The sequence below is a fragment of the Thermalbibacter longus genome (assembly GCF_023806485.1).
Taxonomy (GTDB): Bacteria; Chloroflexota; Chloroflexia; order Thermomicrobiales; family Thermomicrobiaceae; genus Thermalbibacter; species Thermalbibacter longus.
The window spans coordinates 617,683-635,661 of sequence record NZ_JAMSLR010000001.1; the positions used below are offsets into that span (position 1 = coordinate 617,683).

The following is a 17,979-nucleotide window of genomic DNA, read 5'->3' on the forward strand; positions in this document are numbered from 1 at the left end:
CGCTGCGACCTTACTCCTCCTCGACAGGTTCCGCGCCTTCCTCGACCGCGGCTGGGCGATCGCCGATCTCCTCTGCCAGCTCCGCCTCCGGCGCTGCTACCTCCTCGGCCTCGATCATGCCCGCCTCGACGACGGCAATGACATCATCAGGCGCCGTGACGAGCTCGACCCCTTCAGGGAGCGGAAGCTCACCGGCGTGGATCGCGAGCCGTTCAGGGCTGAACAGGCTCAGGTCGATTTCGATCTGGTGCGGGATCCGTTCTGGCAGCGCCCTGATCTCCACTTCTGGCTTCGCGTAGGTGACGACACCATCGACGCCCGCCGGGAGCGTGCCTACGCCGACGACCGGAACGAGCGCCACGATCGGCCGTCGCAGATCAGGCGCGTAGAACTCGACGTTCAGGAGCTGGCGAGTGACCGGGTGCCGCTCCGTCTCCCGGATGAAGACAGTGAATGTCCGGCCGTCGACGAGGAGATCGACCAGCGTCGTGGAGCCAGCGCGCTGGTACACCCGGTCGAATTCCTGCGCGTCGACGCTGATCGGAACGGGGCTATCAACGACCGGGCCATAGACGACTCCGGGAGCCAGTCCCTGGCGCCGTAGCCTCTTGACTTGCTTGCCAACGATTGTACGAGGCATTCCCTTCAGCTCCGGGTGTTCTGCCATCTTGTCCTCCCGTCGCGTTTCCCCGAGTGCGAGCGGTGGTGCGACCCCTGTACCTGCGCGATGCGCGTGTCGTGAGGCGGATACATCGCGCTCGCTATGCCATCCTGGTAGCCTAGCACGTTGCCCGCGCTTCAGGCAAACTGTGATGTCGGCGCGTGACATGAGGACGGCGAGGCGCCTGGCCCGGTGCTTGCGAGTGTGTTATGGTCAAAGTGTAGAACCGGCAAGGATCGCTCCTTGCCGCGTTGAATTGCAAGAAACGGTGACGGCAGGAGCAGGGGTCGGGTGAGGATGACGACGTAAACGACGAGTGCACTCGATGCTCATCCCGCCTGGTAGGACCAATTTGCCCCCTCGATTAGCCGCTTCGTACCAGACCCCTCTGCCGGAAACTCATATGCTTAGCGGCAATGGGGAGAGCCGTAGCGATGACGATAAGGGCAGACCAGGCAATGATCACTGGTCATCAAGCGGAAGCCACCGACCCGGCGACTCTGGCACATCTTGTTCTCCAACTGTGCACCTCGCTCCAATTACTGACGGTTGTGGCCCATCGTGGTGGGCCTGAGCTGCCGCCGCGCCAGCGGGTAACCTTGCAGTTGCTCGTTGCCAGTGGCCCGGCCCGGGTCTCCGATCTGGCCCAGCAAATCGGCGTCTCGAATCCCACGATGACCGGCATCCTGGACCGGCTCGAGGCGCGCGGGCTGATCGTCCGTGAGCGCGATCTACGCGACCGGCGGGTAACGATCGTTCGCGCGACGGCATCGGGGGCGGCGCTGATTACGCGTGAGGCTGCCCCGTTCCCGAACCTGCGCCGGGCGCTCGATCGCCTCGACGAGCCGGAGCGGGTCGAAGTGGCCCGGAGCTTACAGTTGCTTATCGGCGCCATCTCGACCGAGCTCCCTGGCCGGGCGCCGTCGGTGAAAGAAGCGGACGATCGGGCGCGCTAGCTCGCGTCGCGAGATCCGCCCAGCGTACCCAGCAGGATCACCGGCCCGGCTGTGGCACTCAGGAGGCCACTGATCAGGAACGGCAGTGGAGAAGCTATGCCGGCCCAACTCGCGAGGAGACCGCTGAGGGTGGCTCCGACGATGACGCCTATTGAGTAGAGCGCGTAGAAGAGCCCGAAGGCTGATCCTCGCTCTGGAGGCGCGCTCGATTCTACGACGAGTGCGCTAGCCGAGGGGAAGAGCAGGCCGAAGCCGAGCCCAAAGCTGGTCATCCCGAGCACGAGTGCGGGGCGCGCGAGCCCGAGTGCCAATGTGAGCAGGCCGAGACCGACGAGCAGCAGTCCGAGTCCCAGCGGCCTGCTGCGCCCTCGGCGGTCGCTGTAGCGGGTGAGCGGACTTGCCATTACCAGGGCGGCCACCAAGGCATAGATGCTGAAGGCCAATCCTCGTTGGGCTGCTGTTCCTCCACCCACCTCGATCGCCAGCGGCAGGTGTGTGACCAGGAAGCCCAGGCTGACCGTGAAGGTCAGAATTGTGGCATAGGCCAGTGCCAGTCGCGGCCGGCGCGCCAGCGTGAGGTAGCGGTCCACGCTGTGGGATCGTTCAGCCTTGGAAGGCGCAGCCGGCTCAGCGTGCACACGTCGCAACGCCAACCAGGTAACCGGCACTGCCAGGGCCATCAACGCGGCATCGGCCAGGAAGACTGGCTCGTAGCCGAGACGGTCCTGGAGCACTCCTGCCAGCGGGGGAGCCACCATTGCAGCGATCGCGATCAGGGCGCCATTGATCCCCATCGCGCGAGCGCGCTCATCCGGGGCGGTTAGGTCCCCGATGAGCGCAAATGCTCCGGGCGCCAGGGTAGCGACGGCGAGCCCGTGCAATAGCCGAACGATGATGAGCTGGTAGGCGTCGCGTACCATCGTGTAGGCGGCCAGGACGAGCGCGGTGCCGAGTAGCGCGAGTACGAGGGGTCTTGCCCGCCCGAACCGGTCGAGCAACATGCCCGCGCCGATGTTGCCGGCGAGGTTCGCGATCGAGTAGCTGGCGACAATGAAGCCAGTGAGCGCAGGCGCGGCCCCTAGCCATTCGGCGTAGGGTGCGGCCAGCGGATACTGTACGAAGAGATCGAAGAAAGCGACGAAGACGACGAGACGCGCTGCCCAGAGGGCCCGCGCTGCTGCGACTGGCGAGCGAGCGGCAATACTCGCTTGTGGCTCGCGCATACCGGCCGAGTCCCGATGGAACGCCTCCAGGTAGAGGCCGCAGGACGTTCCCTGCTGGTCCAGCTCGCCGAGTGGGAGCTGGCATCGTTAGCGTACGACAGGAAATCCCTCTTGTCCTCGCCAAACAAGCGTGCGGCGCGAAGTAGATTCGAAGAGTGCCGGCTATTGCAGTCGTGCTATCATAGACCAAACACTTAGTCGATCCATGGATGACGGCGGAATTGTGCGTGCAGAGCTAACGAACGAGGCAACGCGGGATATGCTAATGACCGGAACCGGCATTGAATATTGTGTGTTGCGTGACCAAACGGCCAGTTGACGTACGAGCAGACTTCCGCTATGATCATCATATAGGTGGGGAGACGTAGGGCAGGAGGGTAACCGTGGCTGTCATGCAGAGTCCAGCGCGTGAACGAGTCAACGCAGTCGCTGAGCGATTGTTCGCTGAGCGCGGCTACAAGGCGGTGACGCTGCGCGACATCGCCCAGGAGCTGGGCATTCGCCAGGCATCGCTCTACTACCACTTCCCTGGTGGGAAGGAGGAGCTGTACGTCACGGTGACCGAGCGTGGACTCAATGCCCACGCTGAGGGCTTGAAGCAGGCGATCCGCGATGCTGGTCCGCAGCTCGAGGCCCAGCTCCGAGCCGTCATGCAGTGGCTCGTGTCACACCCGCCGGTCGATCTCGCGCGTATGCTCCTGGCCGACTTCCCAGCGGTGTCGGAGGAGCATGCCAAGCGGCTGACCCAGCTTGCGGTCGAATCCCTGGTGCAGCCGATCGAGTCGATGATCGCGGCGGCACGCGAGCGCGGTGAGGCGCGCGTTGCGAACGAGCGGCTGGCGGCCGCGCTGGTGCTTTCTACCGCTGAAGGTATCATCGCGACATCGCGATTGACCAACCGTCAGCCCGACGAGCTGGTGGGCGAGGCGCTGGAGATCCTTTTGAGCGGGCTCCGGCGGTAGGGGTCTGGACCGGAGCGGGACGCTCGCTTCACCTGGCCGAGCTGCACCAAGCCCCGAACGTTGGCCCGCACTCCGGTACCAGGTGCGGTCTGCGGTAGAAAGCGGAACCTCCAGCGAGTCCAGCACCAGGCTCCGGTGATTGGCTTCGTTTAGGCCAGCCTGGTTATTAGACACGGCCTGCCTGCCCCGGCCTATCGGGACGGGCGGCCGTGTCTCGTCCCAGGAGGCGGGGATAAGCTATACTCCGTGGCAACGAGTGTGGTCACAACCGGAGCCTACTTATGATTAGGTTGAATACCCTCGCGGCGAGAGCCTCCATTGTTGGCCAGCGGTGCTTCGTGGCGCTCCGACTCCTCGGGTGGACACCCGTCGTCTCGCCCCGCGTCACGCCTTCATGCCCAGGCGCTTCCGCGCGATATGCCACAGTTATGCGAAACCACGCCCGAACCTTCTCGTTCGCCAGCGCGTTTCTCCCCGCTGCCGTTCGAGACGACATCGCCGTCCTCTACGCCTTCTTCGCACGCTCGATGATCTCGTCGACGAGACACCGGTGGCCCTCCACGCCGAGGTTCGACGCGAGCTCCTCGCCTGGCGCCGCTGGTTCCTGTGCTTGCAGCCCGGCGCGGCACCTAGAGAGCCCCTGGGAAGTGACCTCGCCACGCTTATCGCATCGTATCGGATCGACCGGGCTCACTTCTTGGACTTCCTGGAGGGCCTGTTCACCGACCTGGAGCATCGACCGGTGCCTGACACCATCGCGCTCTTGCGATACTGCTACTGCGTTGCCTCAACCGTCGGGCTCGCGATGGCACCCATTCTCGGGGCAACCTCCCGGCCTGCTCTCCGGGCTGCCCGCGACCTCGGCATCGCGATGCAGTTGACGAACATCGTTCGCGATGTCGGCGAAGATCTGCGGCGGGGCCGGCTCTACCTGCCGCTCGAGGATCTGCGCCGGTTCGATTGCTCTCCCGATCATCTCCTCAACTTGCTGCATGCCGGCCGCGGGCCTGACGACCGTTTCCGCGCGCTCATGCGCTTCGAAATCATCCGCGCCGACGCCTACTACGATCGCGCCCTCCAAGGCATCGGCTTGCTGCCGGTCGAGACGCAGATCGGCATTCGGACTGCCGCGCACGCCTACCGTCGCATTCTCAGGCAGGTCGAGCGGAACGATTACGATACCTTGCGGCTCCGGGCGGCAACAACGGTTGATCAAAAGATCATCGACCTGTGCCGCGCGTTCTGGACGTCGCTCGCGCTCGCCGCGTCCGATCATGGGGAGGAACGATGACGGCGCTCCCTGCGACGCACCTCTTCGCCGGACCAGAACACCAGGCATTCGCGCTGCCTGGTACCACTCCATTTGTGCTAGCGATACACGGGTTTATGGGCACGCCGGCAGAACTTCGTCCTCTGGCTCACTCGCTCGCAGACCTGGGGGCAGCCGTGACCGCGCCACTGCTTCCCGGGTTCGGCAATGAGGTGCAGCGGCTTTCCACCGTCACGGCCAAGGAGTGGCTCGATTGCGCGCTGCAGAGCTGGCAGCAGGTGCGCGCTCGCTCGAACGGCGCTGCAGTCCTGCTCGGTTTCTCAATGGGCGCAGCGATCGCCGTCCAGATCGCAGCGCTCGCGCCGCCGGAGCGGCTCGTGCTGATCGCGCCCTTTACACGACTCCTGCCTGGCGATTGGCGCGTTCCGTTCTTGCCTCTCGCCCGGCGCGTGGTCAAGGAGCTTCGGCCATTCGCCAACGCCGATTTTGGGAACCCGTCGACACGAAAGGTGTTCGAGGCCATGAATCCGGCTCTCGACCTCGACGATCCCACCGTCCAAGCGGCTCTCCGTGAGGTGCGCCTGCCTCTTTCCGCTCTGGATGAGCTGCGCAAGACCGGCCAGGGCGCCCTGCGGGCGGCCCGACACGTGCGATGCCCGGTGCTCGTGATTCAAGGGTTCGACGATCGGACGGTGCCGCCGTGGACGACACGGAGACTCGTCGAACGCTTCGCCGGTCGCGTCACGCTGATCGAGGTGCCTGGCGACCACCAGCTCGTCCGACTCGATCACCCCAGTGCTGAGCTGGCCTTCCGGCTCATCGGCCAGTACGTAACGGGAGGACTGGCATGATCCGGCACGCTTGGACGCTGCTCGCCTGGCTCCAGTGCGTAGCCCTGCTCGCGGTCGTCCGGCGACTCGCGTGGAGCGCTCTCAACCGACGGGCACTCGCCGACTGCCTGCATGCAGACATCGCCCAGAGGGTCACCGTCATCGTACCCGTGCTGAACGAGCAAGCGCGGCTCGCCCCGTGCCTGGAGGGACTCATCCAGAGCGGTGACGAAGTGGCCGAAATCGTGGTCGTGGATGGCGGCTCCGATGACCGCACCGCTCAGCTCGTGCTGGCATATGCGGCCCGCGACGGGCGGGTACGCCTGATCTCCGCTGCGCCGATACCGCACGGGTGGAATGGGAAATCCTGGGGGCTGGAGGCCGGCTGGCAAGCCCGTTCGCGCTCCGCGTCCTGGGTACTGACCGTCGACGCCGATGTCCGTCCGTCGCCGAACATGGTCCGCACTCTGCTGGCGACCGCGCGGCGTGACAACTTGCAGGCGGTTAGTCTCGCGCCCATGCAGGCGCTCGGGGGGGGATCGGCTGAGGTGGCTACTCCACCCAGCGATGCTCGCCTCGCTGGTCTACCGCTTCGGCATCCCGGGGACGACGGTGCACCGCCCTGCCGACGTGCTCGCCAACGGCCAGGTGATGCTACTCCATGAGCATCTTCTCGACGAGATCGGTGGCTTCGCAGCGGTCGCGACCGCGAACGCCGAGGACGTCGCCCTCGCGCGGCGAATCGTCGCCGACGGTCGGCCCTTCGGATTCTTCGAGGCCAGGGAAGCCGCTTCGGTCAAGATGTATCGCAGCGGCGTCGAAGTTTGGCGTGGCTGGCCGCGTTCTCTGGCGCTAGCGGATGGGCAGTCTCGGCTGCGCACGAATCTGCAGCTCTCGCTGATGTTGCTCGCGCAGGGACTGCCACTTCCGATCTGCCTGCTCAAGCTGTTCGGGCGGGCTCTGCCTCGCCCTCTGTTCGAAGTGAACCTGGCGCTGCTGGCCGTGCGGCTCGGCGTGCTGGCCGGCATGCGCAGGGCCTATCTGAATCGCCGGTGGTGGTACTGGCTCTCACCGCTCGCCGATCTGCCGGTGCTCATCGAGATCTGGCGACGCGCCGCAAGACGCCGCCATAGCTGGCGTGGCAGGACGATCCTGGTAGGAGGCATGCAATGAACCGGGTTGCGTGGTGGGCATTGGCTGCTCATCTCGCCACGATGGCGTTCGGCCTGGCCGGGCTGACGATCGCTATGCGGCGTCCAGATCTCTGGTCGCACAGCCAGGTGGCGGCCGACGTCTACGCGTTCGGCACACGCTACGCTGGTGCGGTGCAGATCATTCTGGCCGCGGTCGCCGTGCTCGCGTTCGGTATCGCGAAGCTGGGGCTGAGGCGAACGGCGATCTTCTTCGGCTGCGCGACCACGCTGTCCTTGGCGTCGGAGCTCATCGGCACCGGTACCGGATGGCCGTTCGGCAACTACAGCTATACCTCTGGTCTTGGCTACAAGATTCTCGATCGAGTTCCCTTTACGATCCCGCTCTCCTGGTTCTACATGGGTCTGGCGAGCTACCTGATCGGAATCGAGCTTTTTCGGGCTCTGAAGGGACGCCTCGGGGTGGCAGTCCGGCTGCTGGCGGGCGTCTGGCTACTCGTGGTCTGGGATCTCGTGCTCGACCCGGCGATGGCGCATGAGACGTTGTCGGCGCGCTTTTGGGTCTGGCACGAGACTGGCCCGTACCACGGGATGCCGCTCCAGAACTTCGCCGGTTGGGCCTTCACCGCGCTCGCCTTCATGGGACTCAGCCGGCTGCTGTGGCGAAGCGATCCGGCACTGACTGGGAGGCCGCTGTTCCCGGTCGTCGTCTATCAGGCAAACCTCGCGTTCGCCGTCGTCCTCTGCGCGAGCGTCGGGTTGTGGTCTGCGATCGCGCTCGGCCTCGCTGCTGGCGGCTTGCCCGCGTTGGTACCGCTCATCGGAGCGCGAGAACGGCGAACCAGCCGAGCACACAGGAATCCTCGCTCGCGCCGAGCCGTGGATCTCGCCTTGCGCCTCGGCGCCGGTGTCGTCTTGCGCGGGTGGCAGATCAGCGTTTCGAACGTGGATCGGCTGCTGCCCAGTGGCCCTGCCGTGCTGGCGGTGCGCCACGAACATCACCTCTATGACGCTTGTGCCCTGATTGTGGCCTCATCTCGCCCACTTCGCTTTGTCGTCGCGCTCGACTGGGTGGGAACGCGCTGGCAGCGGTTCGTGATGGAGCGACTCTGCGATTGGGCCCGCTGGCCGGTCATCCTCCGGCCGCAACGCTTTCAGCTTCCGGATCCCCCGGCGGTCTACATTAAGGAAGAAGTCCAGCGATATCTCGTCGGTGGACTGCGCGAGGCGTTGAACCGGCTCGCCGAAGGGGAGATCGTGGTCGTCTTCCCCGAGGGATTCCCGGTTGTCGATCCCCACACGCCGGGCGCGCGTGATCGACTCGGTCATGCCTTCCACCCCGGGGTCGTTTGGGTGGCCTGCCAGGCCGCAAGGAGATGCGGCGTCCCCATTCCGGTGGTGCCGGTGGGGCTACGCTACGACCCCTTTGGTAACAAGAAAGTCGAAGTGCAGTTCGGCCCGCCGATCTTCGTCAACGAGACGGCTGACCAGAAAGCCGCCCTGGCTGCCATCGAGGCGGAGGTGCGCGCGCTCTCGGCGCCTGCGCCAGAGCCGGCCTACACGTACGGCACCTACTCAGGGGAGGGCGGTCGATGAGGGATGTCATCGTGATCGGAGCTGGCCTCGGTGGACTGGCCTGCGCCGTACGCCTGCAGGCCGCCGGCCTGCGCGTCTGCATCGTCGAGGGGTGTGAGACGCCTGGAGGTCGGGCGGGGGTCTTCGAGCGGGATGGGTATCGGTTCGATACTGGCCCCACGCTGATCACGGCACCCAGTCTCTTGCGCGAGCTGTGGGCGTGTGCGGGTCGTTCGCTCGACGATGACCTCACGCTGGTACGGCTCGAGCCGTATTACCGGATCGTGTTCGCGGATGGCCGGTGGTTCGACTACTGGGGCGACAGCGAGCGCGACGAAGCCGAGATCGCGCGCTTCTCGGAACGCGATGTCCGCGGATACCGGGCCTTTCTGGCTGCTACCGAAGCGATTTACAAGCGAGCGTTCCTGGATCTGGCAGGACAGCCCTTCGACCGGTTCGGAGACTTCCTGCGCATTTTGCCCCAACTCCTAAGGCTGCGGGCGCACGAGAGCGTCTACCGGTTCGTCTCGCGCTACTTTACTCACCCGCAGCTCCGGATGGTCTTCTCCTTTCACCCGCTCTTCATCGGCGGAAATCCGCTGCGAGCCAGCGCTATCTACGGCATGATCCCGTACCTCGAGCGGCAGGGAGGAGTCTTCTTCGCCGTAGGTGGGATGGGTCGGGTGGTTGGTGCGCTGGCTGACCTGTTCCTCGACCTCGGCGGTGAGATCCGCTATGGAGCGCCGGTCGAGCGGCTACTGCTCTCGGCCCGACGCGTCGACGGCGTGCGTCTCGCGGGAGGCGAGGAACTCCGTGCTCGTGCGGTAGTCTCCAACGCCGACGTAGCGACGACCTACCTGCGCCTGCTCCCTGGCGAAGCGCAGGCAGGCCTGTGGCGACAGTGGTTGCGCCGGGCAAGATACTCGATGAGCTGTTATCTCCTGTACCTTGGCCTGCACAAGCGGCATCCACTGCTGCGACACCACACGATCTTCATGCCCTCTGACTACGAAGCCCATATCCGCGAGCTCTTCAACGGTGACGGCATCTTGTCCGAGCTCGCGTTCTACCTGCACGCGCCTGCGCGCACCGATCCGAGCTTTGCCCCGCCGGGGGCTGAGAGCCTCTACGTGTTGACGCCGGTTCCCCACCTGGGTAAGGCAGGCGGCTGGTCGCAAGAGAGGACCGCGCACCTCCGAGCACGCGTGCTGTCTACCTTGAGCTATCTGCATGGTCTCCAGGGAATCGACCGCGAGGCTGTCGTCTTCGAGGAGCGGACACCGCTCGACTTTGCCGAGCGTTTGGGCGCTCATCTCGGGGCGGCGTTCTCACTGGAGCCCGTGCTCGGGCAGTCAGCCTACTTTCGACCGCACAATCGCGGGGCAGTGCCGGGGCTTTACCTGGTCGGCGCTGGGACGCATCCGGGCGCCGGCATTCCTGGAGTGCTGCTCTCGGCACGGATTACCAGCCGGCTGGTGCTCGAGGACCTAGCTATGAGTCGTAAGGCCGTCGTCGCGCCCGTCGAACGACTGCTCGTCGAGCCGACCGGTGGGAGGGGACGACGGTGAACCACGTAGTCGGAAGGCGTGCTGCCATGGAGAAGGCATCAGGTCGGCGTCGCATCGTGCTCGCGGAGGTGATGGGGTTCTGCTGGGGCGTGCGCCGCGCGCTCGACATCGTGCGACAGGCGTCTCGCGAGGGCGGGTCGATCGCGGCGCTCGGCGACATCATCCATAATCCCCACGTCGTCCAGGAGTTGCGGAACGACGGTATCGAACCGGTTGAATCGATCGCCGATGCTCATGCGGCCAAGTTTCACCGCGTGGCGATCACCGCGCACGGTGCCGGGCCCAGCAAGCGGGCGCAGGCTGAGTCGCTGGGCCTGGAGGTGATCGATACGACCTGTCCCCTGGTGATGAAGGTACAGCGTCTCGCGACGCGGCTGGTGCGCGAGGGATACTTCCTGGTGATCTTCGGTGATTGTAACCATCCCGAGGTGCGTGGAGTCCTCGAGTGGGCTGACACGAGCCGTGCCGTCGTCGCTAAGCGCTCGTCCGATTTGCCCTGGACAGCGCCGCGTGGAAATGGTCAGGGCCCGTGCCCGCCGCGCAAGGTGGCGTTGATCTCGCAGACGACCAAGCAGACGGAGCCGTTTCTCTCCTTCGCTCAGGAACTTGCCAGCCTGATCCTGCCGCACGGCGGAGAACTGCGGGTGGTGAACACGATCTGTCAACCGACCTGGGAGCGACAGGAGGCGCTTCGCGAGCTTGCGCGGCAGGTCGATCTGGTTTTAGTGATCGGCGGGCGCAAGAGCTCGAACACCGCGCGCCTCGTCGAGGTCGGGCGCGCATGTAACGTGCCCAGCTACCAGATCGAAGGCCCCGCCGAGTTGCGTTCGGACTGGTTCGAGGGCGTGCAGACGGTCGGGCTCAGTGCCGGTGCCTCTACCCCAGATGTCGTCATTTTGGAGACGATCCAGGCGCTGGTCGAGCGCGGCTTCGACCCCCCGGCGCGACTGTGGCGCTTAGACGACCCGGATGTCGACGATTTCGCCGAGTAAGCGTGCTGCCGGGTCGCCGTCGATCGCTGAACCGGTGGTAGACTGGTTCCGAGACGGCAACCGGGTGTGCCTGCGATGGCGAGACGACCTGCGGTGGATCTGGGAGCGCCGGATTCCAGAGGGGAAGCGGGATGCGCGCGAGGCATCGTGAGCATGGAGCTGGGACTGATCCGGCTCTGAGGGAACTGGAGCAAGAGCTACGCTGGCGGCTCGAGGGGGAGGTGCGCTTCGACCTCTACAGCCGGATGCTCTACAGCACCGACGCCTCGAACTATCAGATCGAGCCACTCGGCGTCGTGATCCCGAAGACGTACGACGATGTCCGCTGGACGATCGAGCTCGCGGCGAAGCACCAGACGCCGATCCTGCCACGAGGCGGTGGGAGCAGTCTCGCCGGACAGGCCGTGGGCCGAGCCCTCGTCATCGACACGTCCAAGTATCTCAACCAGCTCCTGGAAGTGGATCCGGTGGCTCGGGTCGCCCGAGTCCAGCCGGGGATCGTGGTCAACCAGCTCAACGCCAAGCTGCGCAAGTACGGCCTGATGTTCGGCCCGGATCCCGCCAGCGCCGACCGTGCCACGATCGGAGGGGCGATCGGCAACAATGCCTCGGGTTCCCACTCCATCCTGTATGGCATGACCTCTGATCATGTCATCGCCGCACATACGATTCTCTCAGACGGGACAGAGATCATCTTTCAGGAGTTCAAGCCGGACGAGCTGGCAGCCCGTGCCCAGCTCTCGACACGCGAGGGCCAGCTCTACCGCGACTTGCTGGCTCTGCGGGATCGCTATGCCGACGCGATCGAGCGCGAGTACCCGCGCCACTGGCGGCGGGCCAGCGGCTACGGCCTCAAGGAGCTGCTGCGCGAGGACGTGAATTTCGCGCGGCTACTGGCCAGCTCCGAGGGCACGCTCGCGTTCGGCCTCGAGTACACGCTGAACCTGGTGCCACGCCCGACCCGCACCGCGCTCGTCCTGCTCCAGTTCGACGACCTGGTACTGTCGATGGAGGCGGTGCCGCTCATCCTCGAGTGTGAACCGTCCGCCGTCGAGCTGATGGACGGACTGCTCATCTCGCTGACCCGGAAGCAGCCGGGCTTCGCTTCCCAGATCGCCTTCATCCAGGGGGAGCCGCAGGCCATCCTGACGGTCGAGTTCTACGGCGAGAGTGAAGCTGAGCTCGCCGCGAAGGTCGAGCGACTGCAGCAACATCTGACCCGGCACGGGGTCGTGCAAGATCCCATCCCGGTCTTCGACCCCGCGCGCCAAGCCGACGTCTGGTCGGTGCGCAAAGCTGGGCAAGGCTTGCTCATGAGCATGCGCGGCGACGCGAAGCCGATCGCCTGCATCGAAGATGTGTCCGTGCCGGTCGAGCATCTGGCCGAGTACGTGCGCGAGATCTTGCGGCTGGTCGCCGAGAACGGCACCACCGCGGCATTCTACGCCCACGCTAGCGCCGGCTGCCTCCACGTGCGGCCGCTGGTCAACCTCAAGTCAGTCGATGGTGTCCGCACGATGCGGGCGCTGACCGAGGGGGCGCTGGAGCTCGCCATTCGCTTCGGCGGCGTGATGAGCGGCGAGCACGGCGACGGTCTGGCCCGGGGTGAGCTGAACGAGCGCCTCTTCGGGCCGACGCTGTATCGCTGCATGAAGGAGCTGAAGGCGATCTTCGATCCGGCCGGCTTGATGAACCCGGGCAAGATCGTCGATTGCCCGCCGATGGATCAGAACCTGCGCTACGGCCCGGACTACCGCACGGTGGACATCAAGACGTACCTGAGCTTCGAGCGCGATGGTGGCTTCGCGCGCGCGATCGAGATGTGCAACGGCGCTGGCGTCTGCCGCAAGCTCGGCGCCGGAACGATGTGCCCGTCCTACATTGCCACGCGCGACGAGAAGGACACGACCCGGGCGCGCGCTAATGCCTTGCGGGCGGCGCTGGCTGGCCGGGTGCTGAGCCCGCAGCATTTCACCGATCCCCGCACGTATGAGGTGCTCGACCTGTGTCTCGCCTGCAAGGCGTGCAAGACTGAGTGCCCGTCCAGCGTCGACATGGCGAAGATCAAGACCGAGTTCCTGGCGCACTACTACCGTGCCCACGGCACGCCGCTGCGCGCTCGGGCATTCGGCAATATTCATCTGATCAACAGGCTCGGCTCGCGGGTCGCTCCGTTTGCCAACCTAGCGGCTCGCAGCCCACTGGGTCGCCTGGGCAAGCGGGCGCTCGGCGTGCATCCCGAGCGCGAGCTCCCGCGCTTCGCCCGCGTGCCGTTCGACCGCTGGTTCCGCGAGCGGCCCGCGCCGGCTGGAGACGCAGTTCGTGGCCCGGTGGTGTACTTCCACGACACCTTCACCACGTACAACTACCCGGAGATCGGCCGCGCGGCGGTGCGGGTGCTCGAAGCCGCCGGATACAGCGTAACCATTGTCGAGCGGCGGGCCTGCTGCGGACGCCCGATGCTCTCCAAAGGCCTGGTCGAGGGCGCTCGCCGGCTAGCGCGCGCCAACGTCGAATCGCTGGCGCCGTACGCTCGGGCCGGCATCCCGATCGTCGGCACCGAGCCGAGCTGCATCCTGACCCTGCGCGACGAGTATCAAGACCTTCTGCCTGGCCACCCCGACGTCGAGGTCGTGGCCCGGAACAGTTTCATGATCGACGAGTTCCTGGCCCAGCAGCTCGAGCGAGGTGAGCTGTCGCTGCCCTGGCGCGAGGAGCCGGGGCCGAAGGTGTTGTTCCACGGGCACTGCCACCAGAAGGCACTCATCGGCGTCAAGCCGTCGCTCGCGGTATTGAGGGCGGCCGGCTGTACGGTCGAGGAGAGCGGCGCCGGCTGCTGCGGCATGGCCGGCTCCTTCGGGTACGAGGCGGAACACTACGAGATCTCGCGCAAGATCGGGGCGGAGCGACTCTTCCCGAAGGTAGAGGAGCAGCCGCCTGACGTGCTCATCGCGGTGGCCGGCGTGTCATGCCGCGAGCAGATCGGTCACTTTACCGGCCGCCGTCCGCTGCACTTGGTCGAAGTGCTGGCCGCGCGTCTCGCCCTCGCGGCACACCCAGCGGGAGTGGCAGTGAGGGCCGCGGCCGACTGAGATCGGCGGTGAACCATGCCGGTAGGATCGTCCCCGCAGTCAAGGCTGGCGTTGCCAGCGCAGCTTATCCAGGCGTTCCTGCGCCAGGCCGGCCTGCCGGAGCGCTCGGACGCGCGACTTGCGCGGCCGGATACTCTCATGGATCTACGGGCCGCGCTCGGTGCCCGGCGCGAGCTGGGGGAGGATTACGAAGAGCTGGTCGTCGAGCGTTTCTTGCAGCAGATCGAGCGCACGATCGACGCGCGCGTCGAGCAGCGGCTGGCCGAGTATGAGCGGCGCCGTCGGCGAGTCGCGTGGGTCACCATGCCGCGGCTGATCCTGCTGCTGGCATTCGCCATCCCACTGACCGCCATCGGCGGTGCGACCGCTGGCTTGCCCGGCATACTAGCAGCCTGGGCTGGGGTGCTGGCGCTGCACTTTCTGAGTTGGCGGCGCTGAGCGGGACTCAGCCCCCGTAGAGTCGCTCGCGGACGGCGAGCACTTCGCCGCGGAGCTGGCCATCGTTCTGGAGCTGCTGCTCGATCTTCTCGATCCCGTGCAGCACAGTCGTGTGGTCGCGCCCGCCCAGCCGCTGGCCGATCTCGACCAGTGACAGCCCGAGCTCCTCGCGCATGAGGTACATCGCCACTTGCCGGGGGACGACCACATCTCGCCGCCGGGCAGGCCCCACCAGCTCTGGCACAGTGACCCGGTACTGCTGGCTGACTGCATCGATGACCGCCTCGGGCGTGAGCTGCTGGCGGCGAGCCTCGGCATGGGAGTCGGTGAGCGCTTCCACTGCAAGATCCAGCGTGATCGACCGGTGGTAGAGCTGGGCCAATGCCACGATGCGGTTGAGCGCGCCCTCGAGCTCCCGGATGTTGCTCTCGATCTTGCGGGCCACGTACTCGAGAACGTCGTCCGGCACGCGCACGCCGAGTTCGCGGCCTTTCTCGGCTAGAATCGCTTGACGGGTCTCCAGGTCGGGCGCCTGGATATCGGCCAGCAGGCCACCCTCGAAGCGCGAGCGCAGGCGATCGGCGAGGTTGTGGATGGCCTTCGGCGGCCGATCGCTCGAGATCACGATCTGCTTGCCAGCCTGGTAGAGTGCATTGAAGGTGTGGAAGAACTCCTCCTGCGTGCTCTCCTTGCCAGCGATGAACTGGATGTCGTCGATCATGAGAATGTCGATCGTCCGATAGCGGTTGCGGAACTCATCCGTGCGCTGCTGGCGGATGGCATGGATCAGGTCGTTGGTAAAGGTCTCCGACGAGACATAACGAACCTTGAGCTGCGGGCGGCGCGCGAGTGCCCGGTGACCGATGGCATGCAACAGGTGAGTCTTTCCCAGGCCGACGCCACCATAGATGAAGAGCGGGTTGAACTTGTCGGCCGGGCGGTCGGCGACTGCCATGGCTGCCGCGTGGGCGAGGCGATTGTTTGCGCCCACCACGAACTTCTCGAACGTGTAGCGCGGGTTCAGGCCGTGTTCCGGAGTGACGGTGAGCTCGAGCTGGCGAGACGATGGTGTCGGTGGCGCCTCGAGTTCGGCCACGGCGGTTCGCCGAGCCTGGCGGCGCGGGGTGGGGTGAAGCGCCGGCCGGTCGCTGTTGAGTACCGCGAACTGAACGGCCACCGGACGGCCGGTAATGAGCGAGAGCGTCTCCTGAATGGGAGCGGCGAACTTGCTGCGCAATTGCTCGACGGCGAAGCTGTTAGGCGCTCCGATGGTCGCGCAGTCGTCCTCGAAGGAGATCAGTTCGGTATTCCTGAGCCAGGTCTCATAGTTAGCTCGGGAAACGCGCGTCTCGAGATCGCTGAGCGCAACTTGCCAGATCTGCTTCGCCTGCATTGCCGGTCCTCCGCGGCCGCCCGGCCTTCTTCCGGATGTGTACGTACATATCCGTACGGGTGATCGTAGCACGTGGCCCTCATGACGACAAGATGTGTCTCGCCGGCACGCCGAAAACGCAGAGCCGGGCCCAAATGACCCGGCTCGTGCGCGGGAAGGGGAGGGGTGGAGCGGTTCTCGCTCCTGCTGGAGGACTGGACGGAGTCCGGATCGACCGGTCTCCACTCATATATACGTCAGCGGGCCCGCAATGGTTCCCACCGGAAAGTGAACGTTGCTTCAAAGTCATAGCCGCCCAGCGAGGCTAGGGGTTGCCGCGAAGGCACGGAATGTCAACATGCGAACTGGTTCGGGTCATACAACTGGTCCGCTATCCGACCTCTGGCCGGGTTGGGCTCCTCGGCGCCAGACGCGGAGGGGATCGTGATCATTCCCAGAGCATTCCATGGAGAGGGGCACACCTTCGTTCGGGACGAGTGAATGATCGTCGTCAACGGGTCGTGCTACACTGCGCTGGTTGGAGGTGCAGTCGATGCGTGAGCAGCGCCAGAGGCTGACCGAACGGCTGTTGGAGAACCTGCGACTCGTGATCCAGGCGCTCCACGCAACCAGCTCGCGGCAATGGATGGAACTGGAGCTGACCACCGCGCAGTTGAGGATGCTCTTCACGCTTGCTACTGCACAGCCGGCAACCGTGGGCGAGTTGGCAGAGCGGCTCGACATCAGCGGCCCGACGGCGAGCCATCTGGTGGATCGGCTGGTGCAAGCCGGGCTGGTGAGCCGGGCGGAAGATCCCGCCGACCGCCGTCGCACGCTCGTGCGACTGACCGCAGCCGGGGATGACCTGACCCGCCGTCTGCGGCAAGGGAACCGCGAAGCCCTGCTGCCGCTTCTCGAGCGACTCGCTCTCGAAGACCTCGAATCCCTCGACCGCGGCCTGGCCGCGCTCGCGCAGGCGGCGAAGGACTCGGGCCTCGCCTCGCCGGAGCTGGAACGAGGCGTCAGGGACACAGGTACGCGATGACCGGGGAGCCCTCGGCGAGCGCTGGCCACGGTCAACTTTGCCCACCGGCTGTGCGTGATTCGGTCGCATCGGGGTTGCACTGGGGTTATCCTCGGGAAGGCGTTCGGCGCGCTCAGTGCCGCCACGCGGAGCTCCAGGCGACACTCGTGTTGCTCGCGCCCTCAGGTGCCGGGATGGAGCACGGCGGAGCTGACCGGAGCGCCTCGAAGCGCTCAGGATGAGCTAGGCCCGAGGCCTGGTGGGATCAGGACGCGACGAAACGCCACGACGCTGTGCCCGCGCTGAAGACCTCTCCGCTGAAGGTGCACAGAGGACAAAGAGATGGACCCTGCTCGACGATGGGAACGACGAGACGGCGCCGTCTGCAAAGGCACGCGATCGAGGTCTGGCGCGAGCGGGCGCGCAGGCTCAAGCTCGAGGCCTATCGACTGTACCTGGTGGGCCGGGATCCTCGGGTGCCGTGGTATGCCCGTGTCATGGCGCTCGGTATCGCCGCCTACGTGCTAAGCCCGATCGATCTGATCCCGGACTTCATCCCGGTGCTCGGACATCTGGACGACCTCGTCCTCGTGCCACTGCTGGTAGTGCTGGTGATCCGGATGATCCCCCGAGAGGTCCTCGCCGAGAGCCAGGTGAGCGCGGAGGCACGGCTGGCGCAGGGGCGGGGCGTGGGCTGGATCGGCGCAGGCCTGATAGTCGCGAGTTGGCTCGCGCTCGCCGCGCTCGTAGCTCTGCTCACCTTCAGGCTTTTCCGCTGAGGTCACCCGAACCGAGGGCCGGCAGCGCGAGTACCAGCACGCAGTTTTCTTAGCCGCTGGGAGAAACCGTCCGGCGTAGTGCCTCT

15 protein-coding genes and 1 pseudogene are annotated in these 17,979 nt (G+C 65.8%); 13 read left to right on the forward strand and 3 right to left on the reverse strand.

All coding sequences use genetic code 11. The features are described from left to right. Positions 1 to 10 precede the first annotated feature (10 nt). Positions 11 to 667: a 50S ribosomal protein L25 gene (locus NET02_RS02710; protein WP_284055830.1), complete on the reverse strand. Its 657-nt coding sequence runs from the start codon at positions 665 to 667 to the stop codon at positions 11 to 13. 428 nt (positions 668 to 1,095) lie between these two features. On the opposite strand from NET02_RS02710, the gene NET02_RS02715 reads away from it, so the two are divergent. Next, positions 1,096 to 1,617: a MarR family winged helix-turn-helix transcriptional regulator gene (locus tag NET02_RS02715; protein WP_284055831.1), complete on the forward strand. Its 522-nt coding sequence runs from the start codon at positions 1,096 to 1,098 to the stop codon at positions 1,615 to 1,617. On the opposite strand, the gene NET02_RS02720 is transcribed toward NET02_RS02715, so the two are convergent. Beyond that, complete coding sequence (locus NET02_RS02720) at positions 1,614 to 2,840, reverse strand: MFS transporter (protein ID WP_284055832.1); 1,227 nt, start codon at positions 2,838 to 2,840, stop codon at positions 1,614 to 1,616. The two genes, NET02_RS02715 and NET02_RS02720, sit on opposite strands and share 4 nt — an antisense overlap. 392 nt (positions 2,841 to 3,232) lie before the next feature. On the opposite strand from NET02_RS02720, the gene NET02_RS02725 reads away from it, so the two are divergent. The 10 genes and pseudogenes from NET02_RS02725 to NET02_RS02765 all read left to right on the forward strand — a co-directional run bounded on the left by NET02_RS02725 (position 3,233) and on the right by NET02_RS02765 (position 14,718). Then, positions 3,233 to 3,802 (forward strand): TetR/AcrR family transcriptional regulator, encoded by a 570-nt coding sequence (locus tag NET02_RS02725; protein ID WP_284055914.1) that lies wholly within the window; start codon positions 3,233 to 3,235, stop codon positions 3,800 to 3,802. 394 nt (positions 3,803 to 4,196) lie between these two features. Further along, a complete protein-coding gene (locus NET02_RS02730) occupies positions 4,197 to 5,093 on the forward strand; it encodes a phytoene/squalene synthase family protein (protein WP_284055915.1) in 897 nt (298 codons plus the stop codon). Next, positions 5,090 to 5,923, forward strand: coding sequence for an alpha/beta hydrolase (locus tag NET02_RS02735; protein WP_284055833.1), 834 nt, complete (start codon positions 5,090 to 5,092; stop codon positions 5,921 to 5,923). Before NET02_RS02730 ends, NET02_RS02735 begins: the two co-directional genes overlap by 4 nt. After that, positions 5,920 to 6,414 (forward strand): annotated as a pseudogene (locus NET02_RS16655) (glycosyltransferase family 2 protein); the annotation flags it as partial. The gene NET02_RS02735 and the pseudogene NET02_RS16655, both read left to right, overlap by 4 nt. Beyond that, positions 6,338 to 7,075: a glycosyltransferase gene (locus NET02_RS02740; protein WP_488624068.1), complete on the forward strand. Its 738-nt coding sequence runs from the start codon at positions 6,338 to 6,340 to the stop codon at positions 7,073 to 7,075. The pseudogene NET02_RS16655 and the gene NET02_RS02740, both read left to right, overlap by 77 nt. Further along, complete coding sequence (locus NET02_RS02745) at positions 7,072 to 8,649, forward strand: carotenoid biosynthesis protein (protein WP_284055835.1); 1,578 nt, start codon at positions 7,072 to 7,074, stop codon at positions 8,647 to 8,649. Before NET02_RS02740 ends, NET02_RS02745 begins: the two co-directional genes overlap by 4 nt. Beyond that, the gene (gene crtI, locus NET02_RS02750) at positions 8,646 to 10,196 is read left to right on the forward strand and encodes a phytoene desaturase family protein (protein ID WP_284055836.1); all 1,551 of its coding nucleotides are present in this window, start codon (positions 8,646 to 8,648) and stop codon (positions 10,194 to 10,196) included. Before NET02_RS02745 ends, crtI begins: the two co-directional genes overlap by 4 nt. Before the next feature lie 26 nt (positions 10,197 to 10,222). Next, positions 10,223 to 11,188 (forward strand): 4-hydroxy-3-methylbut-2-enyl diphosphate reductase, encoded by a 966-nt coding sequence (ispH, locus tag NET02_RS02755; protein WP_284055837.1) that lies wholly within the window; start codon positions 10,223 to 10,225, stop codon positions 11,186 to 11,188. Positions 11,189 to 11,319: 131 nt separating this feature from the next. Continuing rightward, positions 11,320 to 14,280: an FAD-binding and (Fe-S)-binding domain-containing protein gene (locus tag NET02_RS02760; RefSeq protein ID WP_284055838.1), complete on the forward strand. Its 2,961-nt coding sequence runs from the start codon at positions 11,320 to 11,322 to the stop codon at positions 14,278 to 14,280. Between the two features lie 15 nt (positions 14,281 to 14,295). Continuing rightward, the gene (locus tag NET02_RS02765; RefSeq protein ID WP_284055839.1) at positions 14,296 to 14,718 is read left to right on the forward strand and encodes a hypothetical protein; all 423 of its coding nucleotides are present in this window, start codon (positions 14,296 to 14,298) and stop codon (positions 14,716 to 14,718) included. 7 nt (positions 14,719 to 14,725) lie between these two features. Here NET02_RS02765 and dnaA read toward each other — a convergent pair whose 3' ends face one another. Then, complete coding sequence (gene dnaA, locus NET02_RS02770) at positions 14,726 to 16,111, reverse strand: chromosomal replication initiator protein DnaA (RefSeq protein WP_284055840.1); 1,386 nt, start codon at positions 16,109 to 16,111, stop codon at positions 14,726 to 14,728. Between the two features lie 532 nt (positions 16,112 to 16,643). On the opposite strand from dnaA, the gene NET02_RS02775 reads away from it, so the two are divergent. Further along, the gene (locus tag NET02_RS02775; RefSeq protein ID WP_284055841.1) at positions 16,644 to 17,135 is read left to right on the forward strand and encodes a MarR family winged helix-turn-helix transcriptional regulator; all 492 of its coding nucleotides are present in this window, start codon (positions 16,644 to 16,646) and stop codon (positions 17,133 to 17,135) included. 338 nt (positions 17,136 to 17,473) lie between these two features. Then, positions 17,474 to 17,893, forward strand: a complete 420-nt coding sequence (locus NET02_RS02780; RefSeq protein ID WP_284055842.1) for a YkvA family protein — start codon at positions 17,474 to 17,476, stop codon at positions 17,891 to 17,893. Positions 17,894 to 17,979 lie beyond the last annotated feature (86 nt).